This is a genomic window from Duganella sp. Leaf126 (assembly GCF_001423125.1).
Taxonomy (GTDB): Bacteria; Pseudomonadota; Gammaproteobacteria; order Burkholderiales; family Burkholderiaceae_D; genus Rugamonas.
The window spans coordinates 114,698-140,182 of the sequence record NZ_LMNW01000031.1; the positions used below are offsets into that span (position 1 = coordinate 114,698).

At 65.8% G+C, this 25,485-nt stretch carries 23 protein-coding genes; 8 read left to right on the plus strand and 15 right to left on the minus strand.

What is annotated here, in order from left to right; all coding sequences use genetic code 11:
• Window positions 1–51: 51 nt before the first annotated feature.
• Both ASF61_RS13835 and ASF61_RS13840 read right to left on the minus strand, forming a co-directional pair.
• Window positions 52–1,989: a chemotaxis protein CheA gene (locus ASF61_RS13835; protein WP_056156781.1), complete on the minus strand. Its 1,938-nt coding sequence runs from the start codon at window positions 1,987–1,989 to the stop codon at window positions 52–54.
• Window positions 1,989–2,825 carry a protein phosphatase CheZ gene (locus ASF61_RS13840; RefSeq protein ID WP_056156783.1) on the minus strand — a complete coding sequence of 279 codons (837 nt, stop codon included), beginning with the start codon at window positions 2,823–2,825 and terminating at the stop codon, window positions 1,989–1,991. Before ASF61_RS13840 ends, ASF61_RS13835 begins: the two co-directional genes overlap by 1 nt.
• A gap of 352 nt (window positions 2,826–3,177) precedes the next feature.
• Between ASF61_RS13840 and ASF61_RS13845 the strand changes: the two genes are divergently transcribed.
• The 6 genes from ASF61_RS13845 (at window position 3,178) to ASF61_RS13870 (ending at window position 7,749) form a co-directional block, all read left to right on the plus strand.
• A complete protein-coding gene (locus ASF61_RS13845; RefSeq protein WP_056156785.1) occupies window positions 3,178–3,648 on the plus strand; it encodes a universal stress protein in 471 nt (156 codons plus the stop codon).
• A gap of 92 nt (window positions 3,649–3,740) precedes the next feature.
• Window positions 3,741–4,385, plus strand: a complete 645-nt coding sequence (locus ASF61_RS13850; RefSeq protein WP_056156787.1) for a response regulator transcription factor — start codon at window positions 3,741–3,743, stop codon at window positions 4,383–4,385.
• Window positions 4,386–4,681: 296 nt separating this feature from the next.
• Entirely contained in the window at window positions 4,682–5,476 is a 795-nt protein-coding gene (locus ASF61_RS13855; protein WP_056156790.1) for a Crp/Fnr family transcriptional regulator, read from the plus strand.
• Between the two features lie 197 nt (window positions 5,477–5,673).
• Window positions 5,674–5,877 carry a hemin uptake protein HemP gene (locus ASF61_RS13860; protein ID WP_056156792.1) on the plus strand — a complete coding sequence of 68 codons (204 nt, stop codon included), beginning with the start codon at window positions 5,674–5,676 and terminating at the stop codon, window positions 5,875–5,877.
• 134 nt (window positions 5,878–6,011) lie between these two features.
• A complete protein-coding gene (locus tag ASF61_RS13865) occupies window positions 6,012–6,350 on the plus strand; it encodes a hypothetical protein (RefSeq protein ID WP_056156794.1) in 339 nt (112 codons plus the stop codon).
• Between the two features lie 16 nt (window positions 6,351–6,366).
• On the plus strand, window positions 6,367–7,749 hold the full coding sequence (locus ASF61_RS13870) for a DUF2325 domain-containing protein (RefSeq protein ID WP_082491670.1): 1,383 nt from the start codon (window positions 6,367–6,369) through the stop codon (window positions 7,747–7,749).
• A gap of 153 nt (window positions 7,750–7,902) precedes the next feature.
• Here ASF61_RS13870 and ASF61_RS13875 read toward each other — a convergent pair whose 3' ends face one another.
• From ASF61_RS13875 to ASF61_RS13900, 6 genes are all read right to left on the minus strand, one after another.
• Window positions 7,903–10,683 (minus strand): TonB-dependent receptor, encoded by a 2,781-nt coding sequence (locus tag ASF61_RS13875; protein WP_056156796.1) that lies wholly within the window; start codon window positions 10,681–10,683, stop codon window positions 7,903–7,905.
• 261 nt (window positions 10,684–10,944) lie between these two features.
• Window positions 10,945–12,303 carry a sulfite reductase subunit alpha gene (locus ASF61_RS13880; RefSeq protein ID WP_056156799.1) on the minus strand — a complete coding sequence of 453 codons (1,359 nt, stop codon included), beginning with the start codon at window positions 12,301–12,303 and terminating at the stop codon, window positions 10,945–10,947.
• Window positions 12,300–13,355: an FAD:protein FMN transferase gene (locus tag ASF61_RS13885; protein WP_056156801.1), complete on the minus strand. Its 1,056-nt coding sequence runs from the start codon at window positions 13,353–13,355 to the stop codon at window positions 12,300–12,302. The genes ASF61_RS13880 and ASF61_RS13885 overlap by 4 nt, the downstream gene beginning before the upstream one ends.
• A gap of 5 nt (window positions 13,356–13,360) precedes the next feature.
• A complete protein-coding gene (locus tag ASF61_RS13890; protein ID WP_056156802.1) occupies window positions 13,361–14,197 on the minus strand; it encodes a DUF4198 domain-containing protein in 837 nt (278 codons plus the stop codon).
• Window positions 14,198–14,222: 25 nt separating this feature from the next.
• Entirely contained in the window at window positions 14,223–14,738 is a 516-nt protein-coding gene (locus ASF61_RS13895) for a DUF2271 domain-containing protein (protein WP_056156804.1), read from the minus strand.
• 26 nt (window positions 14,739–14,764) lie between these two features.
• Entirely contained in the window at window positions 14,765–15,430 is a 666-nt protein-coding gene (locus ASF61_RS13900) for a PepSY-associated TM helix domain-containing protein (RefSeq protein WP_056156806.1), read from the minus strand.
• Between the two features lie 196 nt (window positions 15,431–15,626).
• On the opposite strand from ASF61_RS13900, the gene ASF61_RS13905 reads away from it, so the two are divergent.
• Entirely contained in the window at window positions 15,627–16,124 is a 498-nt protein-coding gene (locus tag ASF61_RS13905; protein WP_056156808.1) for a pyridoxamine 5'-phosphate oxidase family protein, read from the plus strand.
• A 64-nt stretch (window positions 16,125–16,188) separates the two neighbouring features.
• Here the strand turns inward: ASF61_RS13905 and pdeM are convergent, their stop codons facing one another.
• The 5 genes from pdeM to ASF61_RS13930 all read right to left on the minus strand — a co-directional run bounded on the left by pdeM (window position 16,189) and on the right by ASF61_RS13930 (window position 23,252).
• Window positions 16,189–16,884, minus strand: coding sequence for a ligase-associated DNA damage response endonuclease PdeM (gene pdeM, locus ASF61_RS13910; protein WP_056156810.1), 696 nt, complete (start codon window positions 16,882–16,884; stop codon window positions 16,189–16,191).
• A complete protein-coding gene (locus ASF61_RS13915) occupies window positions 16,881–19,352 on the minus strand; it encodes a ligase-associated DNA damage response DEXH box helicase (RefSeq protein ID WP_056158127.1) in 2,472 nt (823 codons plus the stop codon). Before ASF61_RS13915 ends, pdeM begins: the two co-directional genes overlap by 4 nt.
• A 698-nt stretch (window positions 19,353–20,050) precedes the next feature.
• Complete coding sequence (locus ASF61_RS13920; protein WP_056156812.1) at window positions 20,051–21,697, minus strand: ATP-dependent DNA ligase; 1,647 nt, start codon at window positions 21,695–21,697, stop codon at window positions 20,051–20,053.
• The gene (locus ASF61_RS13925; protein ID WP_229205890.1) at window positions 21,690–22,898 is read right to left on the minus strand and encodes a ligase-associated DNA damage response exonuclease; all 1,209 of its coding nucleotides are present in this window, start codon (window positions 22,896–22,898) and stop codon (window positions 21,690–21,692) included. The genes ASF61_RS13920 and ASF61_RS13925 overlap by 8 nt, the downstream gene beginning before the upstream one ends.
• 129 nt (window positions 22,899–23,027) lie before the next feature.
• Window positions 23,028–23,252 (minus strand): hypothetical protein, encoded by a 225-nt coding sequence (locus ASF61_RS13930; RefSeq protein WP_056156815.1) that lies wholly within the window; start codon window positions 23,250–23,252, stop codon window positions 23,028–23,030.
• Between the two features lie 160 nt (window positions 23,253–23,412).
• Between ASF61_RS13930 and ASF61_RS13935 the strand changes: the two genes are divergently transcribed.
• On the plus strand, window positions 23,413–23,919 hold the full coding sequence (locus ASF61_RS13935; protein ID WP_056156817.1) for a GAF domain-containing protein: 507 nt from the start codon (window positions 23,413–23,415) through the stop codon (window positions 23,917–23,919).
• Between the two features lie 21 nt (window positions 23,920–23,940).
• Here ASF61_RS13935 and ASF61_RS13940 read toward each other — a convergent pair whose 3' ends face one another.
• Both ASF61_RS13940 and ASF61_RS13945 read right to left on the minus strand, forming a co-directional pair.
• Window positions 23,941–24,762 carry a YciI family protein gene (locus ASF61_RS13940; RefSeq protein WP_056156819.1) on the minus strand — a complete coding sequence of 274 codons (822 nt, stop codon included), beginning with the start codon at window positions 24,760–24,762 and terminating at the stop codon, window positions 23,941–23,943.
• A gap of 98 nt (window positions 24,763–24,860) precedes the next feature.
• Window positions 24,861–25,484: a cohesin domain-containing protein gene (locus tag ASF61_RS13945; RefSeq protein ID WP_056156821.1), complete on the minus strand. Its 624-nt coding sequence runs from the start codon at window positions 25,482–25,484 to the stop codon at window positions 24,861–24,863.
• Between the last annotated feature and the right edge of the window lies 1 nt (window position 25,485).

The following is a 25,485-nucleotide window of genomic DNA, read 5'->3' on the forward strand; positions in this document are numbered from 1 at the left end:
AAAAAGCCTGCAAAACGCAGGCTTTTGATATTGCTGGCCGAGTCTACCGACTCAGGCCGCCATGCGTACACTACCCCGACAACCGTCCATCAGGAACGATAGGCCCACCACTAGCACCAGTTCGCCTTCGGCGGAACGGGCGGTACCGGTAATGCCCTCGACGGTAATCGCGGTCATCGGCTTGATCACCAGGTCGGCGGTGCCGTCCACCGCTTCCACGGCCAGGATGTAAGGCTGTGGCGCCGAGACAACGATACCGACCTTCTCGCGGCAGCTCTCGTAGCCGAGCGAGTCGGCCAGCGAGCGTACCGGCAGCGGCCGGCCCTGGTCCTTGAGGACCGGGGCGCCGCCCACTTCCATGAACACTTCCGGCAATTCCACCACGCGCTGCACCACCGCCATCGGCAGCGCCAGCGCGGCGCCGGACGTGGAGACCAGCATGGTCGGCACGATCGACAGCTCGATCGGCAGGCGGATCGAGAACTTGGTGCCCTTGCCGAGGCCGGACTCGATATGGATCGCGCCACGGTTTTTCTCGACTGCGGTTTTCACCACGTCCATGCCCACGCCGCGGCCCGACACGCTCGACGCCACTTCCTTGGTCGAGAAGCCCGGCAGGAACACCAGCTGGTAGCATTCCTCGGTGGTCAGGTTGGCCGATTCGCTGATCAGGCCTTTCTGGGTTGCCTTGTTGCGCAACATCACTGGGTCCATGCCCTTGCCATCGTCTTGCAGCACGATCATCACGCTGTTGGCTTCCTGCCACGCCTTGAGCGAGATGTACGACTTGGCGGGCTTGCCGGCAGCGAGACGGTCGGCCGGCGACTCCACGCCATGGTCGAGCGAATTGCGCAGCATGTGCACCAGCGGATCATACAGGCTGTCCACCACCACGCGATCGACTTCGGTTTCCGCGCCTTCGATGGTCAGTTCCACTTCCTTGCCCAGGTCCTTGGCCAGCTCGCGCACCAGGCGCGGGAATTTCTGGAACAAGCGGCCCACCGGCTGCATGCGCGTTGCCAGCGTGGCGCGCTGCAGCTCGGTCGAGTAGCGCGACGCCCGCTCCAGCGTTTCGGCCAGCGTGGCCATCAGGGTCTGGGCCTGGCCTTCGAACTTGAACTGCATCAGGCGTTCGAGCAGCACGGCAGCCTGGTTGGCGGCCTGTACCGATTCACCGGCCACTTCGAGCAGGGCGTCCAGTTTAACAGCATCGATGCGGATCGACTCTTCTTTGGCCGGCGCGCTTTGCGGACGTTCGTCGCGTTTCTCCGGTGCTTCGCGGCGTGCCGCCGGCGCAACCGGCACCACGGCCGCGGTTGCGACAGCAGGCGTGGCCGCTGGCGGTGCCGACGCCGGCGCTACCGCGTTGGCAGCCGTGACGGCAGCAGGCGCCACCGCAGCGACCGTCGGGCGGGTATAGCTGCCGGCCGGCATGACCGCTTCGTACATGCCTTCCCAGTCCAGGCCGTCTGGCGAAGCGGTGGACACTGGCGCAGCGGGGGCTGCGGCGACCGCGGCCGCTGGCGCAGCCACCGGCGCGGCAGCAACTGGCGCCGGCGCAGCCGGTGCAGCGGCAGGCGCGGCAGCGGCGGGCGTGCTGTCGGTCTTGCCGGCAATGGCGTCGTTGAGCAGGCTTTCCAGGTCCTGCGGCAAGGCCGGCAGGGTGTCCGGCTGGGCGCCGTTGTTCAGCTCGGCCAACTGGTCGGCCACGAAGCCCGACGCCTGCAGCGCCGCTTCGATCGCCAGCGGCGTCACCGGCGCGGCGCCCGTGCGCAGCGCATCGAACAGGTTTTCGGTCAGGTGACAGGCGGTCACCATGGCCGGCAGGCCCATGAAGCCGGCGCCACCCTTGATGGTGTGGAAGGAACGGAACACCGCGTTGAGGGTTTCCTTGTTGTCAGGATCGCGTTCGAGCGCCAGCAGGTGCTCTTCCACGTTGACCGCAAGATCCATCGCCTCGACGACGAAATCCTTGAGCATATCGTCCATTAGAACCCCAGATCGGCAAGCAGGTCATCCACGCTGTCCTGGCTCAGCGCCACGGCCGGCGCCGAGGGACCGGACATCAGGGTCACTTCTTTCTGGGCGATCTTCTCGCGCACCGCCGGCGGTGCGTTATCGCGCAGCAGCTGCGCCAGTTCCGCCTCGACGGTCTTGGTGATGATGACCACTTTCTTGATCAGCTGGCCGGTAATGTCCTGGAAGTCCTGTGCCATCATGATTTCGAGCAGGCGCGCCTTCTCGGTCTCGGTGGCGGCGGAAACGGCTACCGCAAATGCTTGCGAATCGCCGGCCAGCTGCTTGAACTCTTCCAGGCTCAGCTTACCCGCGAACAGGTCGGCCCAGCGGTTTTCCATGTCTTTCGACTGCTTCGACAGCACGTCCTGGTCGGGCATGGCTTCGTCGAGCGTGTTGAGCACCTTGTTGGCGGCCTGTTCGGTCAGCGTGGCGACGTATTCGAGGCGGTCCTGGGCGTCGTTGATCTGGGTCGATGCTTCGGTCAGCGCCTTGTCGTAGCCCAGTTCGCGCAGCGAATCGTGCAGCAGGCGCACGATGCCGCCCAGGCGTTCGAACATCGGCTTCTCGGTCTCGTCACCGTCGGCGCCATCGGCGGCCACTGCTGCAGGCTCGGGTGTCGGCGCCGGTGCTGCCGGTGCTGCTGGCGCAGCGGCGGCGCCAGAGGCGAGCTGGTCGAACAAGCTTTCCAGGTCGTCCTCGTCGGCTGCTGCCGGAGCCGGAGCTGGAGCCGGTGCTGGAGCAGCAGTTTTGCTTTGAGCGGACACTTCTTCAAATAAGGCGTCGAAATCGTCAGCGGCGTTGGTCATAATCCCTGCTTCTCCATAATTTGTAAAATTGCTGCCCCACGATGATGATGCACGGCAATAAAACACTATCGCGAGTGTAGCAGGGCCGCGCGGGATGTGCCAAACCCGCCAGCGGCAATTACCTGGACGGCATCACATTCCGTTGTATTTGACGATACTATCACCGGATATAGTCGCAAAGCACGGTCGATGACACAAAAATGATGCCTCTGTGCAAAAAAAGAACGGTGACTTCGCGCTTTTCGACCGGCGAAATTTGTTATGTTTGACAATCATCAACTCTTTCCTTACTGGCAATAATGTAAATCGCGTCTACAATTCACCTCGTGTCCCACCTTCCCGGGAGTTCACCATGTACCGAAAAATTCTGATCACGACCGACGGGTCCGCCGTGTCCAGCAAGACTGCCTGCGCCGGCGTCACCTTTGCCGAACAGCTCGGTGCCGAAGTGCTGGTCCTGTTTGTCGCGCCCGCTTACCAATATCCGATTTACGTGGAAATCATCCCGCCCAGCTATCCGAGCGAGGACGAATACCGCGCCTCGCTGCTGCACGCGGGCGAAGAATACGTGCGCGACGTGGTCCAGGCGTGCCAGCGACGCAACATCGTCTGCACCGCGCTGACCACGTTTGCCGAGAATGCGGCCACCGAAATCGTCGCCACCGGCGTCCGCCATGGATGCGACCTGATCTTCATGGGTTCGCACGGGCGCAGCGGCTGGGGACAGTTACTATTGGGCAGTGTGACCAACAAGGTGTTGTCGCAATCACGCATTCCAGTGCTGGTGCACCGCCTGATTGCCGAACCCGAGTACAAAAGTTAGGATACTCGGTAACTTTTTGTAGTAGCATTACAAGATTACCTCAATCGCAACAATTTTTACTTTAAAACATTCTCCCGCGCAAGCAAACCACGATGATACGAATAGTTATTGCCGACGATCACACCATCATGCGCGAGGGACTCAAACGCATCCTCGACGGCGCGCCCGACATCGATATCGTTGGCGAGGCCATCGACGGCTTCGAGGTGCTCGGCCATGTGCGCCAGGGCGGCTTCGACCTGCTGCTGCTCGACCTGTCGATGCCGGGCCGCAGCGGCGTCGACCTGATCCGCCAGATCAAGGCCGAAGCGCCCAAGCTGGCCATTCTGATCCTCACCATGCACGAAGAAGAGCAGTACGCAGTGCGCGCCATCCGTGCCGGAGCGCAAGGCTATCTGACCAAGGAAAGTGCCGGCACCCAGCTGGTGGGCGCCATCCGCAAGGTCGCCGCAGGCCGCCCCTACATCAGCACCGAGGTGGCGGAGCAACTGGCGCTCAACATCATGATGCCCAACCAAAGCCTGCTGCACAAACAGCTGTCGGACCGCGAATTCGAGGTCTTTTCGCTGCTGGTGGCAGGCAAGTCGATCACCGAAATCGCCAACGGCCTGTACCTGAGCGTCAAGACGGTCAGCACCCATAAGACCCGGATCATGCAGAAAATGGGCATGAGCTCATTGTCAGAAATGGTTCAATATGCCGTAGCGCATCGCCTGCTGTCGCCGTTCAAAACCTGAATTTTGCCCCTCAAGTAGGACTTCTCCTACACACCTTCGCACGCTCCTACGTGCATATTCAGCCATTGCTGATATCCAGTCCCGGCCCCTGTTGGCATACTGAAATCACTGATTCATGCTGCACGGCATCAAGCGTGCCGTGCGCGCCGCTCACCCTTTTGCGCATGGTTTGCGCACGATCCGGCGGCTTTCCTTCCACTGTTTCGAACCGCATCACGTGCACACAGGAGCTCACCATGCTGTCAACGCAAGCGTCTGAAATTCGCCCGGTCACGACGACCCTGCAATCGTCGTCGATGGAAGCCGGCCGCCAGCGTCAGGGGCGCCTCTGGTCCAACCTCAAGGAAGTGTGCGATCTGCTGCACATTCCGTCGGCGGCATCGGTCACCACCGAAGAACTGTTGTTCCAGCACGTGCAGTTCAAGACGGGCCAGCGCATCCATACCATTGGCCAGCCGTTCGACACGCTGTACATCGTCAATTCCGGCTTTCTGAAAACCGTGCTGATCGACGAGTTCGGCAACGAGCAGGTCCTGAGTTTCCCGATGAAGGGCGACATGCTCGGCGTCGATGGCATCCACACCCGCCACTACTCGTCGGAAGCGGTGGCGCTGTCCGACTGCGACCTGATCCTGTTGCCGTTCAAGAAGCTGACCGCGCTGGGCCGGGTCCACCTGGAGCTGGAAAACATGATGTACGGCGTCATGAGCCGCGAGCTGGTGCGCGAGCAGACCATGATCGGCATGCTCGGTGCCCTGTCCGCCGAAGCGCGCGTGGCGCGTTTCCTGGTCATGCTGGCCGACCGTTTCGCCCAGATGGGCTACTCTGCCAAGCTGTTCAACCTGCGCATGACGCGCCACGAGATCGGCAGCTACCTGGGCCTGACGCTGGAAACGGTCAGCCGCACGCTGTCGGCCTTCAACGAGATTGGCCTGATCAGCGTGGACCAGCGCACCATCGGCATCAAGGACGCCGAGGCGCTGAAAACCCTGCGCCGGCTGCCACCCTCGCGCACGCGGGCCAAGCAGCTGGCGGCAGCCAAGAGCAAGAACCAGTCCGCCACGCCGGCGCAACTGCTGGCCGCCCTCTAAAAGCCTGCAACACGTCACGCGTTCTCACCCAGCTTTGCGCCCGGCCCTGCGGCCGGGCTTTTTTTTGCCTGCCATGCTGCCGTTTCCTGATTTTTCCGGCAATTTTTTGCATCCGTCAAAATACCGCTTGCATTCCCCTCCACCTTCCTCAATAATGAACGCAAATACGAATCATTCTTATTTGAAGGAGAGATGCGATGCCTGCCGCCCTGCCCGTCCACCCGCCCGCAATCAGTGTCCGTTCCACCGTCGCCGTGCCGGCGGCTGCTGCTGTCGTTCCCGTCAAACGCGTCAGCAGCGCCGGGCTGATGGATGGTGGCCGTGAACTCGAAATCGAACATGCGGGCCGCGTCTACCGCCTGCGCGTCACCCAGCTCAACAAGCTGATCCTGACCGCCTGAGACCGTTTCTGCCCGTTTTTGCCGCACGGGGAACATGCCGGGCGCCGCCCGGCGCCTGCCCTTCGAGTTTGCCAGCCGCAGCCTAGCGTGTGCATTGCCAGCCGAGCTCCCTTTTTCCACACCAGGAGTGTTTGATGGCTATCCACATCGACCGTACCGATCCGATCTTCCAGACGCCCGCGCAGGGTGGTCACCAGCCCGAGCTGATGCTCTCGGCGGTGCTGCACCTGATGTCGCATTACACGGCCAGCAATGACGCCGATGGCGGCTGCATCAAGCTGGCCGCCGTCATCGAGCGCCACCTGAAAGCGCTGGCCAGCCTGCCCGACCTGGCGCCGGTGCTGAGCGCCACCTGCCAGCAACTGCACGAGCAGTGGGCGGCCGTGGTCGAGCGCAATCTGCAACAGCAGGAAAAGACCAATTTTCTCGGCCGCATCATGGCGCGCGCCCGCAGCGCACCGGCCACGGCCTGACACGGAGCCCTTCACCATGTGCGAAAAACACGATCCGCTGGCAGCGATCATCGCTGCCGCAATGCCCCACCGGGCCGGCCTGCCCGGCGCCACAACATCATCGGCCGCCACGCGGGCCACCACAGGGGCCCCCGGGCCGCAACCGGCACAGCCGCTGCCGCAGACACCAGCGGCAGACGCAGCGCAGCAGCAGATGGTGCGGCCGGCAAAACCGCTGATCCACAACGTCGCCAGCGCCAGCGCCGAAGCGCAAGCGTCACGCCGGCGGCGCCTGTGGGAACTGGGCCACGCCTGCCATTGCCCGCTGGTCGGGGTCGGATTCCCGCTGGGCGTGCTGCGCAAGCTGGTGGACAAGGTCACCCACGGCAAGGTGCTGGCCGACGACTACGAAGTGCACGTCGGTGCGGTCACCGAGTGCGCCACCCGCAACCGCCTGTCCGAGGCACTGCAAAAGGAACTGGAACGGCGCTATGCGCCGGTGCTGCTGCGTTTTCGCGCGGCCAGGACCACCGAGCAGGTGGCCGGGCTGTGGCGCGCCGCCGTCGCTGCCGGCGATGTGGCAGGCGCCTTCTGGGCGGGCCTGACCCATCCGCGCTGCAGCCCGGAACTGGAAGAACAGATGTGCCGCGACCTGCACATGGTGCAGCACCAGGCCGGCGCCTGCGTGCGTGCCGACATCAGCAAATTCAACGCCACCGTGCGCGAAAACGCCCGCCTGACGCAGGAGCTGGCCAGGTCGCAGCAACGCGCCGCCGCCCTGCTGGCGGAAAAAACCGCCGATGCCGACAGGCACGCGGCCGAACTGATGCAGCTGCGCGCGCAGGCAATCGGCAAGGACAGCCTGGCCGATGCGCTGCGCAGCGAACTGGACGCCTTGCGCGCATCGATCCCGGGACTGGAAACGCGGGCCCGGCTGGCGGACCGGCTGCAGCAGATGGACGAGCGCGAACGCGCCATGCGCCAGCAGATCGCCGACCTCAAGCTGGAACTGGCGCGCGCGGCAGAAGCCCCGCCGGCGCTGCCCCTGCGCGACGCCGCCCACGCCGATGCCAGCCGGCAGGTGGTCGAGCACGTGATGAAAATGCCGCTGCGCCTGAGTGAGCGCGCGGTCTTGTGCGTGGGCGGGCGCAGCGGCAATGTCGCCACCTACCGCGAGCTGATCGAACGCGAGGGCGCGCAGTTTTCGCACCACGACGGCGGCCTGGAAGACAACGCCAACCGTCTCGACGCCAGCCTGGCCGCAGCCGACCTGGTGATTTGCCAGACCGGCTGCATCAGCCATAGCGCCTACTGGCGGGTCAAGGACTATTGCAAGCGCAACGGCAAGCGCTGCGTCTTCATCGACAACCCCAGCATTTCCAGCCTGGCACGCGGGCTGGAGCAGGTCGGCGCGGACTGAAGTGCAGCAGTAAGGCGCCCGCGCCCGACGCCGCATCGCTTCTGCGCAGTGCAATCGGACTGCCAGCTTGATGCGCTGATAAAACGCGCGTGTCCAGTGACAAAAAAACCCTGCGCACTTGCGGGCGCAGGGTCTGGATCGTGCCAGTCAGCGTTAGAACGTGTAGCTGCCGGTCAGGTAGAACGAGCGGCCGATTGGATCAGCATAGCGGGCGTCATAGCCGATCTGGTGACCGGACGAAGCTCGCAGAGACAGTGGCGGCTCGCGGTCGGCGATATTCTTAACGCCGGCACGCAAGGAGATCTCTTTGCTTACCTGCCATTTGCCCTGCCAGTCGAACGTCAGGTAGGAAGGCACTTCGATGCGGAACGTCTCATTCGCATTCGTGCCCAGGTTGTACGAAGTCGCCGAGGCATCGGTGTAACCGTTACGGTAATTAGCGATGAGCGTGTTGGTCACGGCACCCGTATCGAGCGAGCTCGACAAACGAACAACGTGGCGGAACGACACGGAATCGTCGATACCGAAGAAGTTCATGCTATTGACGAAATCGTTCGACGTGCCTGGACGGGTATAGTCAGACTTGATCAGATAGGTGCCGTTCAGGGTGGTGGTCAGGTTGCCGATATCGAAGCGATGACGATAGCTGGTTTCCCAGTCGATACCTTGGTTGTGGGTCTGGCCGATGTTGACCGACAAGGTCTGCTTGGCCCAACGGGTCTGGCCGCTACCTGGATCGACGAAGGTGGTAAACAGCGAACGGAACTGGACAGGGTCGGCAAAGATCTGCGCCTCGGAGACCGCCGAAACTGCGTCACGGATCTTCACGTCCCACAGATCAGCCTGTACGTAAAACGCCGGCGTCGGTTCGAAACGGAAGCCGACCGTGTATTGCTTGGACTTCTCCGGTTTCAGATTTTCGTTGCCGCCCGAAATGACGTTGTACTGCGCCACGCCCGGCAGGCAGTAGGCCGAGTTTTCCGCAGCCAGGTTGGCCGGGCAAGCCCAAGAACGGGCCGTGAAACCGGCGCTGACCAGCGGCTGGCCGATGTCGAGCATCGACGGCGCCTTGAACCCGGTGCCGTAGGAGCCGCGCATCAGGAACGACTGCGATGGCTGCCAGCGTGCCGTGACCTTGTACGTGCTGGCCGATTCCTTACGACCCATCTCGCGGTTGGCCACATGGTTCTTCACAGCTTCGATCGTGTCATAGCGGCCAGCTGCAGTCACCTCGACAGTTTTAGTGAGCGGCGCATTGAACTCGGTGAATACACCGTAGTTGTTACGCTCCATGTCATACTTGGGCGAGGTGCTGAAGCCGTAGATGTCGTTCGACGTGGCGTTAGGAGTCTGCTCGTAGTGGTAGTTACGGTAGTCGCCACCGAGCGCCATGCTCAACGCTCCGGCAGGCAGCTTGAACAGCTCGCGCGATGCGCGTGCGTCGATGCCCTTCAGGGTCGTCGACGCTTCGCGGATCGAACCCTTGAATACCGAGTTGGCGATCAGCGCGTTGGTTGCGGGGCTTTGCTGGCCAGCGGGAATAAACGGGTTGAACTGGTTGTTGGTCAACATGCTGCGGAACTCGGCGTTCTTCACGTAGCCGCCGACATAGCGCTCATCGATGGCGTTCTGCGACCAGGTCAGGCCGGTGCCAAAGTTCCATGCACCGACATCGCCTTCGGCAGCCAGTACCAGGTTCTTCGATTCAGTAATGGTCTGGCTGTTGCGATTGCCCCAGTCGAAGGTACGGTAGGTCGCCGTGGTACTGGTCACATTGGCGTTTTGCGCGGTAGTGAGGTATGGGCGAACGTAGGTGTTATACAGCGGCGAGCCTTTCGCTATCGCGATCGACGCGGTATTCGGCGCAATGCTGGCAGTCAGGTCGAGGCGCGAATAGGCCGCTTCGAGCGAAACTTCAATGCTGTCGGTGGCCTTCATCGTTGCCTTGCCGAAGAAGCTGTCACGCTTGCTTTCCGGAACGATCTCGACGGTGGCTGCCGAATCGTAGCCGCAGTTCTGCACGGTAGCGGTATTGTTGAACGAAGGCCGGTTCATCGGGCCACATGCGCCGTTGATGTTGCGGTACGGATTGAAACCGACAGTCTTGCTGATCGGCTTGCCATTCGCGTCGACGCCGTCGTTATAGTTGACACCGACGTTGGCCGGTACGGCCGAGGTGCTCGAACGGTCGTGGATGTAGTTCTGGCCGTTCCAGCTGAACGGCACGAACGAACTCTTTGCGAAGTTGCGGTCGGTCGCTTTCAACTGGCCTTGCTCATCGTGACGGGCCGACAGCAGCACATTGTAGCGATTCTCGTCCAGGTCACCGAAGCCGAACGTGGCACTGATGTTGGAACCTTCGCCGGCACGGCTCTGGCCCGGTTGATTCCAGTTACCTTCGATAGTGCCACCTTGCAGATTTTTCTTCAGGATGAAGTTGATCACGCCAGCAATGGCGTCGGAGCCGTACAGGGCAGAGGCGCCATCGGTCAGGATCTCGACACGTTCAACTGCGCCCATCGGAATGGCATTCAGGTTGATCGACGATCCCGAGCCTTGCGGCGCGATACGGCGGCCATTGAGCAGCACCAGCGTATAGCTCTCGCCAATATTGTGAATCGAGGCGGACACGCGGCCGCCGGAGTTCGTGCCCGCGGCCACGGCGGCGATGGTAAAACCTTGCATCGAAGGCAGCGCCTGAATCAGTTCGGCAACCGAGGTCGCGCCGGTCTTGGCGATCTGTTCCGAGCTCAGACGCTGAACTGGCAATGCGCCCTCGACATTGATCCGTTTGATCGCGGAGCCGGTAATTTCCACTTTCTGGATGCCCGGGGCATCTTGCGCAACGGTCTGGCCTGCCAACAGTGTGGAACCGGCCAATACTGCGAGTGCCAACCGCACCGAACGGGCGCCTGCTTTCTCTTGCAATTTCATTCACTACTCCCTGAATATGGTTTTAGTCACATGAGCAGAGGCGTGGTGGTGGCTCCCCTGTCTCAGCGAGCAGGGATTATGTAATGAATGTGTAACAAAGTGTGAGCCTATTTCCGGTAATTTCGACGATCTTGCACTTGCTGGACGACAATCGTGGATTGTTCAGAAAAACTCGCCGATTCATAAAATTTTATTTCTTTAAATAAGCATTTCACCATACACAACTGTAGTGAAGTTACAACATTTAGTAAGGAAATTTGATTAATAGACGTCGCGCTGGTATCGGCGTGTAACAACTAAATTATCGAGTGCTTCGCGCCCGAGCAGGCGTTCGAGCGCCCGGTCGACGTCGGCCGCCATGCCGTGCAGGCTGCCGCATACATAAATCGCCGCCCCGTCCGCCAGCCAGGCGCGCAGCTTGTCCGCGCGCGCCGGCAGCAAGTCTTGCACGTAACGCTCGGTGCCGCCGTCGCGCGACCAGGCCAGGTCGAGGTCCAGAAGGCCTTGCTGCTGCCATGCTTCGAGCTCCTCGCGGTAATGGAAATCATGGGCGCTGCTGCGCTCGCCGAACAGCAGCCAATTGCCGCCCTGCCCCGCCTGCGCCCGTGCGCGCAGGTGGCCGCGCAGGCCCGCGATGCCGCTACCGTTACCGATCAGGATCAGGCGCCGGTCGGCGTTGCCGTCGAGGCGGAAACGCCGGTGGGCGCGCAGCCGCAGCGCGATCGCAGCGCCGACCTGCGCCTGCTGCGTGAGCCAGCCCGAGGCCACGCCGGGGCTGCCGTCGGCATGGCGGTGCAGGCGCACCAGCAGGTGCACGCGGCCATCGGTCGGGACCGACGCGACCGAATATTCGCGCGGACGGTCCGGTTCGGCCGGTGCTGCCACCTGCACCAGGTCGCCGGATTGCCAGGCGGCGCAGCCGTCGGGCGCGCTCAGTTCCAGGTGATAGACGGGGGCGCCGACGCTGCCCGGATTGAGCAGCCGGCGCGCCGCCAGGGTCCACGGCTGGTAGGACGGCGCCCCCCAGTCGGGCGCGTCGCTGGTCCCGGCCAGGTGGCTCAGTTGCTGGCGCCACGCGGCGATGGCAGCGTCGGCGCTGCGGTCGACGTCGATGCGCGGAAACAGGCTGTGGGCGCCCTGCGCCTGCAGCCAGCCATCGAGCGCGCGGCCGAAGCCGCAAAACTGCCGGTAGGCGCTGTCTCCCAGCGCCAGCACGGCGTAATGCAGCCGCGGCAACGGCAAGCGGGTCGTCATCACGCGTGCGGCAAAGGTGGCGGCGCCGTCCGGGGCATCGCCTTCGCCGTAGGTGCTGACCAGGAACAGCACGCGTTCGGTGTGTTGCAGATCGTCAGCCTGCAAGTCCGACAACTCCCGCAAGTGCGCCGCGATGCCGGCCAGGCGCAGCGTGGCCACGGTCTGCCCGGCCAGCGCTTCGGCATTGCCGGTCTGGCTGGCATAGGCGACGGTCCAGCCTGGCGCGGCGACCGCCTCCGTCCTGGCGCGGGCGGCAGCGCGGCGCTTGCGGCGCTCGCGCAGTATCGGCTGCAGGCATACCAGGCCATAGGCGGTAGCGCAGGCCGCCACCAGCAGCCAGCGATGGGGGTCGTGGGTCCAGATCATGCGTCCAGCATGCCGCGTAAATGGCTGCTCAGGTATTCGGTGTACGTGGGCCGCGCACCGGCCACGCCATCGGCCGCCGTGCGCTCGACGAAGCGCGCGGCCAACCCCAGGCGTTCGGCCAGCGCCAGCCCTTCCTTTCGGCCCAGCACGGTCAAGGCGGTGGACCAGGCGTCGGCTGCCATGCACTGGGCGTGGATCACCGTCACCGAGGCCAGGCCGTTCGCCACCGGCATGCCGCTGCGCGGATCGATGGTGTGGCTGTACCGCACGCCGTCGCGCTCGAAGTAGCGCCGGTAGTCGCCCGAGGTGGCGACCGCCAGGCCGTGCAGGGCCACCACTGTTTGTTGCTCATCATTGTCAGAATCGACCTGCTCGAGCGCCACCCACCAGGGCTGGCCGTCGGGTTTGACGCCGGCGCCGCGCAGCTCGCCGCCCACTTCCACCACGTAATGGGCATGGCCCTGGCTTTTCAGGTAATAGGCCAGGCGGTCGACGCCATAGCCCTTGGCCACGGCCGACAGGTCGAGCGCGATGCCGCCGGGCTGGAAGGCGCGCCGCTGCGGATCCGCGGCCGATGGCGGCGCCAGCGCCACGGCGTGGCGCACCGCCGCCAGCCGGTCGCGGGCGGCGGCCACCGCAGCCGCAGTAGGCGCACTGAAATCGGCGCGGCCGAAGCGGCCGTGCGGACCGAAGCCCCACAGGTTGACCAGCGTGCCGGCGCACGGATCGCAGGCGCCGCCGCTGGCGCGCGCCACGTCCAGCGCGAACGCCAGCACGTCGAAGAAGGCCGCCGGCAGCACCTGCCAGCTGCCGGCCGGCGCGCGGTTGTAGCGCCCGAGATCGGAATCGGCTTCCCAGTGGCTCATTTCCGCCACTACGGCGTCGAGCTGCTGCTGCAAGCCCTGCTGCAAATGGGACGTTGCAGCGGTGGGCGCGGCCACCAGCCGCACCGACCAGCTGGTGCCCATGCTGCGCCCGGCGAAATCGTGCAGCACGCCAGCCGCAGGCGCCGGGTCTGCGGAAATATGATGAGGCAGGATAACCCGGCGCATCCCCCTTATTCCGGCAGGATTTCGATGGTGGCAGCGTAGCTGGCGCGGCGCTCGGGCATCTGCGGCGGCTGCCCTGGCTTGGACGGCGCAGCGGCCGGCCAGGTGCTGCTGACCAGGTACATGCCGGCCGCCGGCAGCTCGAAACTGAGTTCGCCGTTGGCGTCGGTATTCTTGCGGATTTCGCCCAGCGTGCCGCGATAGCGCACGCCGCCCGGTATCAGGCTCACGCCCTGGTTGGCGGCAGGCTTGCCGTCCAGCAGAAAACGCCAGGTGGCTTTTTCGCCGGCGCGCAGGTCGTTCGGGTGGGTGACCGGCACCAGTTCCAGTCCGACGCCGGTCGGCTTGAAGACGGCCATATCGGGCTGGCCGGTGCTGACGAAGGTCTCCACCCGGCCCTGGGTGCGCGAGACCTTGAGGTCGGCCGCATCGGCCGGTACGTCCTTGGCAAAGCCGGCTTCGTCGCCGCGGAAACGCTTGGTCTCACCGGCCTTGTCCTTGTAGCTGGCAAACACGCTTTGCGACACCAGCGCGATCTTGTACGTGCCAGGCTTGGGCAGCTTGAGGTCGAAGCTGTTGCGCAGCTTGCCGGTGGCGACGTTCTGCATCTCCAGCTTGGCGCCGTCCGGACCGGTGATGGTGATGCCGTCGAGCTTGAGCGGCATGTGATCGACATTGAACAGGCCTTCGGAAATGGCGGCGTCGATGGTGACCCAGTTGTCGCGGGTCTCGACGATGGTGGACGTGGGCAGCAGCCACGGCTTGTGGGCATGGGCATTGAAGCTTGCGCCGGTCAGCGCCAGGGCCAGCGTCAGCAATAACGGCGTCTTGTTGAATTGGTTCATATCGGCTTTCCGCGTAAGGTTTCGCTCAGGGTTTCAGTTGGACCACAACCGCGCCCAGTTCTTCCTTGCCCTGGCCGGTGGCTTTTTGCGCCGCCTTCGGCGGCCATTGCAGCGGCACCTTGACCACTTCGCGGCCGCCGGCTTCGCGCGCCGCTTCCACCAGCAGCGTGTACTGGCCGGCCGGCAGCTTGTCGAGCACTGCCTTGGCAGCCGGGAAGGTCAGCGAGATTTCACCGGGGGCCTTGGTGGCGCCGCTGACGCCGTCGAGCGGCATGGTCACGTCGCGCCCGGTCTTGCGCCACCACTGGCGCATGTCCTTGAGCCATTTCGTGCCGGCGTTGTCGCGCTTGCCCGTGTCGTACAGCACGGCCAGGTTGGTGACCACCTTCTGATCGGCGTTTTCCAGCCAGGCGGCGATGTACGGGCGGTGATACTCGGCGACGTTGAGCTGCGGTACATCGATTTTCAGCGCCAGCTCGGCGCCCAGGGCCGAAGCACTGGCCAGCGGCAGGCTCAGGGCAATGGAATAACGTAATTTCATGGGGGTCCTGGAGTGAATTGAGACAGTTAGTGGATGAACAGCAAAGCGATAACGACAGGAACCAGCGCACCGAGGCCCACCATGGGCCAGGTGAACGGCCGCTTGGCTGCGTGGAACTTCAGGATCAGCAGGCCGGTGAGGCAGAACACCAGGCACATGACGGCAAACAGGTCGATGAACCAGTTCCAGGCCACACCGGTGTTGCGGCCCTTGTGCACATCGTTGAGCCAGGAAATCCAGCCGCGATCGGTTTTTTCGTATTCGGCCGTGCCGCCTTCGAGCTCGATGCGCACCCAGGCATCGCCGCCGGCGCGCGGCATGGCCAGGTAAATGTCTTCGGCCGACCATTCGGCCGCGCGCCCGCCCGCCTGCACCTGCCAGGTGTCTTGCAGCCATTGCTCGGCCGGCGGCGGCAGCGGCGCCTTGGCGCCGTCGTGCGTGGCCGCGTCGGCGCGCAACTGCGCCAGCAAGGCGGCAGGCACCGTCGCCTCGCGGCGGGTGATGGTGGGCTTGGCCTCGATTTGCGCAGCGTGGTTGAGCGTGATGCCGGTGATCGAAAACAGCAGCATGCCGAGCAGGCATAACGCCGAGCTGATCCAGTGCCACTGGTGCAGGTGCTTGAGCCACACGGCGCGGCTGGCCTGGGCAGCCTGGGCGAGCTGGGGAGCATGGTGGACGGGCGGTGCGCTCAACGGTAAATCCTCGATGAAATTTAAGGTAACAAACTGCCACCAACCGAAATGATAATAATTATCATTTATGATGTCAATCCGGGCTGTGTATCCGTCATGTAAAGTCGCGGTGGCAGTTAGGTGCGTGCGCGAACGGAATCGCCGGCAACGCCGGCCTACCCTCTACCCCATTTGAATTTCACCGTGGAGGCGCACCATGCCCTTGTACTCGCAAGACCAGATCCAGACCATTGCCAGCAAAATCAAGGATGTGCGATTCGGCATGTTCACCACCTGCGACGCCGATCAGCTGCTCACGAGCCGGCCCCTGACCACGCAGCAGATCGACAACGAAGGCAATCTCTGGTTCTTCACCACCGACGAGGCCGCGTTCACGCTGGACCTGCCCAGGCACCCGGACGTCAACATCAGCTATTCGGCCCCCGAGCGCCAGCTCTACCTGTCGATCGCGGGCCAGGCCTTCCTGCTCAAGGACAAGGCCAAGGCGCGCGAATTGTGGACGCCGGAAGCGCGCAACTGGTTCCCCAAGGGCGTGGACGACCCGCACCTGACGCTGATCCGCGTGCGCATCCAGTCGGCCGAATACTGGGATGCCGGCTCCAGCAAGATGACCCAGCTGGTGCAGATGGCCAGAAAAGCCCTGACCGGCCGCTCGACGATCCGGATGGACCGTCCGACCACGATCTGCCTGTAACACGCGTCCCTGCGCCCGCACCGGCGCCCGCTGGCACCCGTCCAGCGCGCCAGGCAGTGTCCGGCTAGCGCCCTTCCCTTCGCACCGTTGCCGGCACTTCCACCACGGCGTCGCCGCTGGTGACGAACAGGCGCTCGTCCGGTGCCGGCACCACCGCATGGCCGCCGGTAAAGGCGCCGAAGGCGGGCAGCACGATGCGCTGGCCGTCCGCCATGAAGCACGGCAGCGACACCGATTCCCACCCCGAGCGCAGGCGGTACACCGGATGCACGTGGCCGGCCATCAGGTAGCCGGTCGCCAGCAGATCCGGGTGGTGGCAAAACGCGAACGGCCCCTGGTGCATCGGTTCGTCCGCCATGGCCATCGCCAGCCACGGCGGCGGATCGCCCGCATGCAGGTCGTGGTTGCCGCGCACCAGCGTCAGCCCCAGCGCCGGCTGCTGCGCGCGCCAGTGCCGCAGGGCCGCCATGGTCGATGCCGCGTGCGCCGCCTTTGCATGCAAGAAGTCGCCGAGAAACAGCACCTGGCGCGCGCCATGGCGCGCCACCAGGCGGTCGAGCGCCGCCAGGTTGGCCAGCGTCGTGCCGCCCGGGACCGGCACGCCGAGGGCGCGGAACGAGGCCGCCTTGCCGAAGTGGATGTCGGCAATCACCAGCATCCGTTCGCGCGGCCAGTACAGCGCCTTTTCGGGCAGCAGCCAGACCAGTTCACCGGCCAGCTCGATCGCCAGCGCACCGTGCTCGTCGGGCAGCGCGCTCATGGTCCGGCCGCCTTTTCCAGTTCGCGCACCATGCGCGCCACCCGGTCCGACAGTTTTTCGGTACTGAGTTTTTCGCGGAAGCGTTCCACCATCAGCGCAAAGCCGAACGGCGTGGCGCGCGCGGTCGCATGAAAGCTGATGCGGCGCGCCTGCAGTTCTTCCAGCGTGGCGCGCAGGCGCGTGAGCTCCAGTTCCTGCTCCAGCACTTCGCGCTGGGCCTGGGTCAGCAGCAGGTTGCCGGCATCGTGCTGGCGGAACACGGAAAAGAACAGCGCCGACGACGCCTGCAGCTGGCGCGCGCTCTTGGACTGCCCGGGAAAACCCTGGAAAATCAGGCCGGCAATGCGGGCGATTTCGCGGAAGCGCCGCTGCGACAGCTCGGTGGCGTTCAGGCTGGAGAGCACGTCTTCGAGCAACCGGTCGGTGCCGAACAGGCCGGCGTCGGCGCCGTGGCCCACGTCCAGTACCGCCGCCCAGTCCACCTCCTGCGCTGCCAGCAGTTCGAAACCGTAGTCGTTGACGGCGATCGAAAACGTCACCGGCGTCAGGCGCGCCACGCGCCAGGCGATCAGCGAGGCCAGGCCGATGTGCACCGAGCGGCCGGCAAACGGAAACATGAACAGGTGCCGCCCTTCGCGGCTGTGCATGGTCTCGATCACGGTGGTGTCGGGCGTGGGCAGCGCCGACCATTTCTGCTGGGTGGCCAGCAGCGGCGCGATCGCCCGCATTTCCGGGCCCAGCGTGTCGGCGCCGTTCATCGTGGCCAGGCGCAGCTGCTCGAGCGCGGCGTGGGCCAGCTCGGACGACATCGGCATCTTGCCGCCCTGCCAGCGCGGCACGGCGCCGCGGCTGCCGGTGGCGCGCCGCACGTAGGCCGTCATTTCGTGCAGGCGCACGAATTCCAGGATGCGGCCGGCAAACAGGAAATGGTCGCCTTTCTTGAGGCGCGAAATGAACGATTCCTCGACGCTGCCGAGACGTCCGCCGCTCACGTACTTCACCTGCAGGCTGGCGTCGGACACGATGGTGCCGATGCCCATCCGGTGGCGGCGGCCGATGGTGACGTCGGGCACGCGGTAGACGCCCTCCTCGTCCGGCAGCACGCGCCGGTATTCGGGATACACGGCCAGGGTCTGTCCGCCACGGGCGACGAAGTCGAGCGCCCACTGCCATTCCTCATCGGTGAGGTCGCGGAACGACCAGGCAGTACGCACTTCTGCCAGCAGCTCCTCCGAGCGGAAGCCGCCGCCCAGGGCGATGGTCACCAGGTGCTGCACCAGCACGTCGAGCGGCTTGTAGGGCACCGGCCGCGCCTCGATGTCGCGCGCCGCCACGGCCTGGCGCGCGCCGGCCGCTTCCAGCAGCTCCATGCTCTGGGTGGGCACCAGCGTCAGGCGCGAGACGCGGCCCGGCGCGTGGCCGCTGCGGCCGGCCCGCTGCAGCAGCCGGGCGATGCCCTTGGCGCTGCCGATCTGCAGCACCCGCTCGACCGGTAAAAAGTCGACCCCCAGGTCCAGGCTCGAGGTGCAGATCACGGCTTTGAGCTGGCCGCTTTTCAGGCCCGATTCGACCCAGTCGCGCACCTCCTTGGCCAGCGAGCCGTGGTGCAGCGCGATCAGGCCGGCCCAGTCGGGACGGGCGTCGAGCATGTTCTGGTACCACAGTTCCGCCTGCGAGCGGGTGTTGGTAAACACCAGCGTGGTGGCGTGCTGCGCGATTTCCGCAATCACGCGCGGCAGCATCTGCAGTCCCAGGTGGCCGCCCCACGGAAAGCGCGACGGATGATCGGGGATCAGGGTATCGACCACGATGTCCTTGGCGACATGGCCTTCGACCGCCACCCCGTCCGCCATCAGCGCCTGCCGCGCCTGCGCCAGGTTGCCCAGCGTGGCCGACAGGCCCCAGACCACCAGGCCCGGATTCCATTGCCGCAGGCGCGCCAGCGCCAGCTGGGTCTGCACGCCGCGCTTGTTGCCCATCAGTTCGTGCCATTCGTCGATGATCACCATGTCCAGCTGCGCAAACTGGGTCAGCGCATCGGCCTTGCTCAGCATCAGGGTCAGGCTTTCCGGGGTGGTGACCAGCGCATCGGGCAGGCGCTTGTTCTGGCGCGCGCGCTGGGCCGAACCGGTATCGCCGGTGCGCGCCTCGATCTGCCAGGACGGCAGCAAATCGGTGGCCGACTCCTGCAAGGCGCGCAAGGTGTCGGCGGCCAGCGCCCGCATCGGCGTGAGCCACAGCACCTTGATGCCGGCGCGCGGCCGCTTGGGCAAGGCTGCGCGCTGCAGGGCCGCGAACCACACCGCATAGGTTTTACCGGCGCCGGTGCTCGCGTGCAGCAGGCCCGACTGGCCGGCCAGGGCCGCCTGCCAGACCTCGCGCTGGAATGGAAACACCTTCCAGCCGCGCGCAGCAAACCAGGCCCTGGCCTGGGTCGGCGACGGGCCGCTGGCTTTGCGGGCAGTCATCGCTGCGCGGTCCCCGGCGGGTTTTACTGCCCGCGCGCCTCCCGGCGCACCTTTTGGCGTGCCTCCCGGCGCGTCTTTCGGCGTGCCCTCCGGCGCGTCTTTCGTCGTGCCCTCCGGCGCGTCTTTCGGCGCGCCCTCCGGCACACCTTTTGGCGAGCCTTCCAGCGCACATTTCGGCGAGCATTCCGGTGCGTCTTTCGGCGCGCCTCCCGGCGCGTCTTTCGGCGTGCCTCCCGGCGCGTCTTTCGGCGTGCCCCCCGGCGCGTCTTTCGGCGAGTCTTCCGGCGCGTCTTTCGGCGTGCCCCCCAGCGCGGCTTTCGGCGTGCCCTCGGGCGCGGCAGCAGCTTTGCGACCGGCACCGCCTGCAGTTTCCGCCGACAGCGCAGGTGCCGGTGCCCCAGCGGCCCTGGCGCGCCGGCTGCGCGCTGTGGACGCGACGGCAAGCTGCGCAGCACTGACGGCAGCAGCATCGTCTGGTGTGGCGGGACCGCCGGTATTGGCAGCCTTTGCCGTGCCGCCATGACGGTTCGCTGCCGTCATCGCGGTCGCCTCGTCGTTGTCCGGTCCGGCGGCGGGATGGCCGGAAGCGCCGGGCGTGACCGCCAGTGCTGGCGGGCTTTGCGGTGCGGCGCCCGCAGACCCTGGCTTGTTGCGCGGCCGGGCCAGCTGGGCGCGCAAGGTGGCGCTGTGGCGCGCGGTCATGGCGCGACCAGCAGGCTTTTCAGCGCATCGAGCGTGTCGGCCTGCTCGACGGTCTTGTCGGTGCGCTGGCGCAGGATGCGCGGGAACCGCACCGCGATGCCGGACTTGTGGCGCGGCGAGCTGGCAATGCCCTCGAAGCCGATCTCGAACACCATGCTCGGCGTGACGCTGCGCACCGGGCCGAATTTTTCGATCGTGGTGCGGCGGATCGCATGATCGACCTTGGCGATCTCGGCGTCGGTCAGGCCCGAGTAGGCCTTGGCGAACGGCACCAGCTTGCGCCCGCCTTCCGCGGCGCTGTCCTCATCCCACACGGCAAACGTGTAATCGGTGTAGAGCGAGGCGCGGCGGCCATGCCCGGCCTGGGCGTAGATCAGCACGGCGTCGATGCTGTACGGGTCGATCTTCCATTTCCACCAGGTGCCGACGTTCTTGGTGCGGCCCACACCGTATTCAGCATCGGCCGCCTTGAGCATCATCCCTTCCACGCCGCGCTGGCGCGATTCGGTGCGGATCTCGGCCAGGTGCTCCCAGCTGTCGGCACGGATCACCGGCGCCAGGCGCAGCTGCGGTGCGCCCTGCTGCACCTTGAGCGACGCCACCAGTTCTTCGAGCATGGCGCGGCGCTGCGACTGCGGCAAGGTGCGCAGGTCGCGGCCCTCGTATTCGAGCAGGTCGTAGGCGACCAGCACGACCGGCAGCTCGCCGAGCAGGCGCGCCGAGACCTGCTTGCGGCCCATGCGCTTTTGCAGGTCGGCAAACGGCGCCGGTGCATCGCCGCCGTGCCAGACCAGGATTTCGCCGTCGATCACCACGCCGTCGGGCAGGCGCAGCACGGCCAGTTCCGGAAAGCGTTCGGTGATCAGGTCTTCGCCGCGCGACCACAGCCAGTTCTGGCCGTCGCGGCTGACCAGCTGGGCGCGCATGCCATCGTACTTCCATTCCACCTGCCACTGCGCCAGGTCGCCCAGTGACGCCGGTTCGCGGTCGAGCTGATGGGCCAGGAAGAACGGGTAAGGCTGGCCGCCGCGCTGCGCGTGCTCCTCGGCCGTGTGTTCGGCGATCAGTTGCTGGAAGCCGGCTGCGGTGGGCTTGATGCTGCCGTCGGTCCAGCCCATCAGGCGCTGGGCGATCAGCTTGCTGTCCAGGCCGGCAATCGCGCTCAACGCGCGCGTGACCAGCAGGCGCGAGACGCCGACCCGGAAGCCGCCGCCGATCAGCTTGGTCAGCAGAAAGCGCTCGCGCGTGTCGAGCTGGTCCCAGTAAAGCAGCAAGGCGCTGCGCACGGTGCCGGGGTCGGCGCCGCGCAGCGGGGCGATGCCCAGCTCGATCCAGTCGGCCAGCCCGATCTCGCTCGGCTGGTTCGGCGGCGGCAGGATGTGGGCAATGGTCTCGGCCAGGTCGCCGACCGCGTGATAGCACTCGTCGAACAGCCAGTCGTCGAGGCCCGAGTATTCGATGGCAAACTGGCGCAGCAGCTTGGTAGGCACGGCCTGGCGCGGCTTGCCGCCGGCCAGGAAATACACGGCCCACGCAGCGTCGGCCGGTGCGGCGGTACGAAAATACTGCTGCAAGGCGTTGAGCTTGCGCGTGGTGGACGTGGTTTCGTCGAGTTCCGCATACAGCTGGGCAAAGTCACGCATGGCCGGCCCCCGGTGCGCTGCCGCTGTCCGGCCCAGGGGCGGCCGCGCTGGCGACCGGTGCCGTCCCGGCAGCGACCGGCTTGCTGCCGGTGGCGCCGTCCGCCGCCCGGCTGGCGGCGCCGGCTGCGCCAGCATCGGCGGCGCGCGCTGCCGCACCACCGGCGGCGCCCGCCGGCGCAACATCGGAGACGCCCGGCGCAGCAGCAGCGTCGTCCGCCTCGTCGTCGCCGTACTCGGTGTCGAAGCCGCTGGCCTGCAGGCCCTGCTGCTGCAACCAGCGCACCAGCACCGCAATCGAGCCATGGGTGACGATCACCCGCTCGGCGCCGGTGGCGCTGATCGCCTGCATCAGGCCGGGCCAGTCGGCGTGGTCGGACAGTACGAAGCCGCGGTCGACGCCGCGCCGCCGGCGCGCGCCGCGCAGCTGCATCCAGCCGCTGGCAAACGCATCGGAAAAGTCGCCGAAGCGCTTGACCCAGGGCGAGCCGGCCGCCGAGGGCGGCGCGATCACCAGCGCACGCTTGAGGTCTTCCTTGGCCACGTCGCCCACCATGACGGTCGGCGGCAACCATACGCCGCTGTCACGGTACACGGTATTGAGGGTCTGCACGGCGCCGTGGCAGACGATGGGGCCGATGTCGGGCTCGAGGCCGCTCAGGATGCGCTGCGCCTTGCCGAAGCTGTAGCACTGCATGACGCTGGCACGCCCCTGTTCGGCGTTGGCGCGCCACCAGTCGTTGATGTCGGCATAGACCTCTTCCTGCGGCTGCCAGCGGTAGATCGGCAGGCCGAACGTGGATTCGGTGATGAAGGTATCGCAGCGCACCGGTTCGAACGGCGTGCAGGTGCTGTCGGCCTCGACCTTGTAGTCGCCCGACGCCACCCAGACTTCACCGCGGTACGCCATGCGCACCTGCGCCGAGCCGAGCACGTGGCCGGCCGGGTGCAGCGAAATGGTCACGCCGTTGTGGACCACGGTCTCGCCGTAGGCCAGGCCGTCGATGTGGATGTCGCCGAGGCGCGATTTCAGCACGCCGACGCCGGGCGCGGCAGCCAGGTAATGGCGATGACCGCCGCGCGCATGGTCGCCGTGGGCGTGCGTGATCACGGCCCGTTCCACCGGCCGCCAGGGGTCGATGTAGAACTGCCCGGGCACGCAATACAGGCCTTCCTTGCGCACCACCACCATGTCGGACGTCATTGCACACATACGCGGCTTTCAGAACTCGATAAGCCGATTCTGCCGCGCTTGCGCACTGCCGTCTGTCACGCACCGCACCCAGCCCCGGCGGCTGGCGTCGGTGGCCGACTGCGAAGACTTCGCGTCCGCTCAGGCCGGATCGATGACTTCGGCGATACCGTGCAGCTCGTCGTCTTCCGATTCGTCGAGGTAGACGCGGTCGGCGCCGACCGTGAGCAGCATCGCCAGCAGGCGCGCGCGCGCTGCCTGCGTGATGTGGCGGGGCGGCGGATGGCCGCGGTGGCGGGTGGCAGCAGAAGCGGAAGTGGGCTGGCCCGTGCGCGACGGGTTGGGATTGCGTTTGCTGGTGGCCATGGATTTCCCCAAAAACGCCGTGGCGGCGTGTGCGAACCAGAGTAGCGCGCACGATAGCACTGCGCCATCGGACACGGCTTAGTATGCTGTAGGAGGAACTGACGGCAACCGCGCGCTTGCGCTAACATAGGCGTTTTTCCCGTTCCGACAGCCGACCACCATGACTTTTACCCTCAACGACACCGCCTACGGCACCGACACCCCGGCAGCCAAGCACGCCATGTTCGACGACCTGCGCGCGCAGCTGACCGGCCTGGTGCACGGCGAGTCCGACCTGATCGCCAACTCTGCCAACTTCAGCTCGCTCGTGTTCAACGCCATGCCGGGGCTGAACTGGGCCGGTTTCTATTTCCTCCAGGGCGATGAACTGGTGCTGGGACCGTTCCAGGGCAAGCCGGCCTGCATCCGCATCAAGAAAGGCCGTGGCGTGTGCGGCACCACGGTCGTGGAAGGCAAGGCCATCGTCGTGCCCGACGTGCACGCGTTCCCGGGGCATATCGCCTGCGACGTCAATTCCCGCTCGGAGCTGGTGGTGCCGGTGCGCCGTCCTGACGGCCAGATCATGGGCGTGTTCGACCTCGACAGCCCGCTGCCGAACCGCTTCGACCAGGACGACGCCGACGGCATCGCGTCGCTGGTGGCGATCCTGGAAAAAACCCTGGCCTGAGCCCGGTAACCGCAACCGGCCTCAAAACATGCGCTGGCGCTTTTGCAGCGCTTCGCGCAGCACGCCTTCGAGCAGTTCGGCGCGCAGCTTTTCTTCGGCGGCGCGCATTTCCGGGGTGAACTCGCGCTGTTCGCGGCGCTCGCACACTTCGCGGATTTCCACCGTCACCGTCCCTGCTCCCGCCGCCGCTTGCGGGTACGGGCAACCACAGGCCCAGGCGATGGCCGCGTCCAGCGTGGCGGCCTGGATGATCCAGTAGCCCGCCACCAGTTCCTGCACATCGGTAAACGGTCCCGGCACCAGCGAGGTGTTGGCGTTGGCAAAGCGCACGCGCGTGGCCGTGCGGGTGGGACCGAGCGCGCTGCCGGCCAGCAGCACGCCTGCTTGCACGCTGCGCTCTTCGTGGGCGCGCATGCGGGCGCGCGCTTCCGCTGCGGCATCGGCAGCGACACCGGGCTCGGCCTCGCTGTCCGCATCGGCGCGCAGGAACACCAGGTAGCGGGTCCAGTCGGGATTGCGGACCGGCGACGGAATGGCGTCGTGACCGCTGCCGGTCACCGCCGGTCCCTGGTCGCGGATTTCATACACGGCGCCGGCGTCGAACAGCGGCCACCAGCGCACCTGCTCGATCACGTCGGCGCGCGACGGCGCCTGCACCAGCGTCAGCCCGGCCACGACTTCGCGCGGCGCATACGGCCCGCTCGACCGGCGCCAGACGCCTTCGCGGTGCGTCAGGCGCAGTGCGCTGTCGCTGGGACGCAAAAACACGCCCGGCTCCAGCGCCGGCGGCTGGTCGCCGCGCTCGGTACTCTGGTTGGCGCGGCGCAGGACCACGAATTCCATGCTCGACTCCTGAATAATTTCCTAAAGGCATTATCCCAACGGAGTGCGGGCGGCGGCAAGCTTTCTCGGCCTGCCGCCGCCCGCGCGTGGTCAATTCGTCACCGGGCCGTTGTTACGGCGGTACGGGTGGGCGGCACCCCCTCCCGGCGCCGGCGCCGCAGCGTCGCCAGCATGGTCAGCATCGACAGGCCCGCGCCAAAGCTCAGGTAGGCCGCCGGTTCCGGCACTGCCGCCAGCACCTGCGGACCGTACTGCACCGCCACGTCGCCGAGCCCGGAGTCGAGCAACAGCACATCGGTGAAGTCGACCGTGCTGCTGCCGCTGCCGATCACATTGAAGGTGTAGCGGGCCAGGCTGCCGCTGCCGCTCACGCCAGGCACGGCGCCGTACAGCGCACCGAAGGCGAACGCTATCCGGCCGACGGCGTTGTCCGGTGTGCCGCCATCGAGCACGGCGTTACCGCCCGCCGCCAGGAAGCTGCCGGCTGCGTAGCCGGCAAACTGCAGCACGGTCGGGTCGAACACGAACGAATACTGGTAGGCGGCCAGGTCGGTGACGTCATCGATACGGATATCGATGGCGACCGTGCTGCCGGGCTTGAGCGGCGCCGACGGCGCCGCCGTCAACGTGGCGGCGTACGCTGCCGGCGCGGCCAGGGCCGCCGCCAGGGTAGCCGCCGAGGTGGCCTTGAGCAGCCATTGTTTCAGAGACGAACACTGCATG

What these genes read in the sequence shown, in the direction of transcription:
- ASF61_RS13835 (WP_056156781.1), bottom strand. Translation starts at nt 1,989, where the DNA reads ATGGACGATATGCTCAAGGATTTCGTCGTCGAGGCGATGGATCTTGCG.
- ASF61_RS13945 (WP_056156821.1), bottom strand. Translation starts at nt 25,484, where the DNA reads ATGCAGTGTTCGTCTCTGAAACAATGGCTGCTCAAGGCCACCTCGGCG.
- ASF61_RS13850 (WP_056156787.1), top strand. Translation starts at nt 3,741, where the DNA reads ATGATACGAATAGTTATTGCCGACGATCACACCATCATGCGCGAGGGA.
- ASF61_RS13885 (WP_056156801.1), bottom strand. Translation starts at nt 13,355, where the DNA reads ATGCGCCGGGTTATCCTGCCTCATCATATTTCCGCAGACCCGGCGCCT.
- ASF61_RS13930 (WP_056156815.1), bottom strand. Translation starts at nt 23,252, where the DNA reads ATGGCCACCAGCAAACGCAATCCCAACCCGTCGCGCACGGGCCAGCCC.
- ASF61_RS13935 (WP_056156817.1), top strand. Translation starts at nt 23,413, where the DNA reads ATGACTTTTACCCTCAACGACACCGCCTACGGCACCGACACCCCGGCA.
- ASF61_RS13845 (WP_056156785.1), top strand. Translation starts at nt 3,178, where the DNA reads ATGTACCGAAAAATTCTGATCACGACCGACGGGTCCGCCGTGTCCAGC.
- ASF61_RS13895 (WP_056156804.1), bottom strand. Translation starts at nt 14,738, where the DNA reads ATGAAATTACGTTATTCCATTGCCCTGAGCCTGCCGCTGGCCAGTGCT.
- ASF61_RS13905 (WP_056156808.1), top strand. Translation starts at nt 15,627, where the DNA reads ATGCCCTTGTACTCGCAAGACCAGATCCAGACCATTGCCAGCAAAATC.
- ASF61_RS13940 (WP_056156819.1), bottom strand. Translation starts at nt 24,762, where the DNA reads ATGGAATTCGTGGTCCTGCGCCGCGCCAACCAGAGTACCGAGCGCGGC.
- ASF61_RS13875 (WP_056156796.1), bottom strand. Translation starts at nt 10,683, where the DNA reads ATGAAATTGCAAGAGAAAGCAGGCGCCCGTTCGGTGCGGTTGGCACTC.
- ASF61_RS13855 (WP_056156790.1), top strand. Translation starts at nt 4,682, where the DNA reads ATGGAAGCCGGCCGCCAGCGTCAGGGGCGCCTCTGGTCCAACCTCAAG.
- ASF61_RS13890 (WP_056156802.1), bottom strand. Translation starts at nt 14,197, where the DNA reads ATGAACCAATTCAACAAGACGCCGTTATTGCTGACGCTGGCCCTGGCG.
- ASF61_RS13870 (WP_082491670.1), top strand. Translation starts at nt 6,367, where the DNA reads ATGTGCGAAAAACACGATCCGCTGGCAGCGATCATCGCTGCCGCAATG.
- pdeM (WP_056156810.1), bottom strand. Translation starts at nt 16,884, where the DNA reads ATGAGCGCGCTGCCCGACGAGCACGGTGCGCTGGCGATCGAGCTGGCC.
- ASF61_RS13925 (WP_229205890.1), bottom strand. Translation starts at nt 22,898, where the DNA reads ATGACGTCCGACATGGTGGTGGTGCGCAAGGAAGGCCTGTATTGCGTG.
- ASF61_RS13840 (WP_056156783.1), bottom strand. Translation starts at nt 2,825, where the DNA reads ATGACCAACGCCGCTGACGATTTCGACGCCTTATTTGAAGAAGTGTCC.
- ASF61_RS13865 (WP_056156794.1), top strand. Translation starts at nt 6,012, where the DNA reads ATGGCTATCCACATCGACCGTACCGATCCGATCTTCCAGACGCCCGCG.
- ASF61_RS13880 (WP_056156799.1), bottom strand. Translation starts at nt 12,303, where the DNA reads ATGATCTGGACCCACGACCCCCATCGCTGGCTGCTGGTGGCGGCCTGC.
- ASF61_RS13920 (WP_056156812.1), bottom strand. Translation starts at nt 21,697, where the DNA reads ATGCGTGACTTTGCCCAGCTGTATGCGGAACTCGACGAAACCACGTCC.
- ASF61_RS13915 (WP_056158127.1), bottom strand. Translation starts at nt 19,352, where the DNA reads ATGACTGCCCGCAAAGCCAGCGGCCCGTCGCCGACCCAGGCCAGGGCC.
- ASF61_RS13860 (WP_056156792.1), top strand. Translation starts at nt 5,674, where the DNA reads ATGCCTGCCGCCCTGCCCGTCCACCCGCCCGCAATCAGTGTCCGTTCC.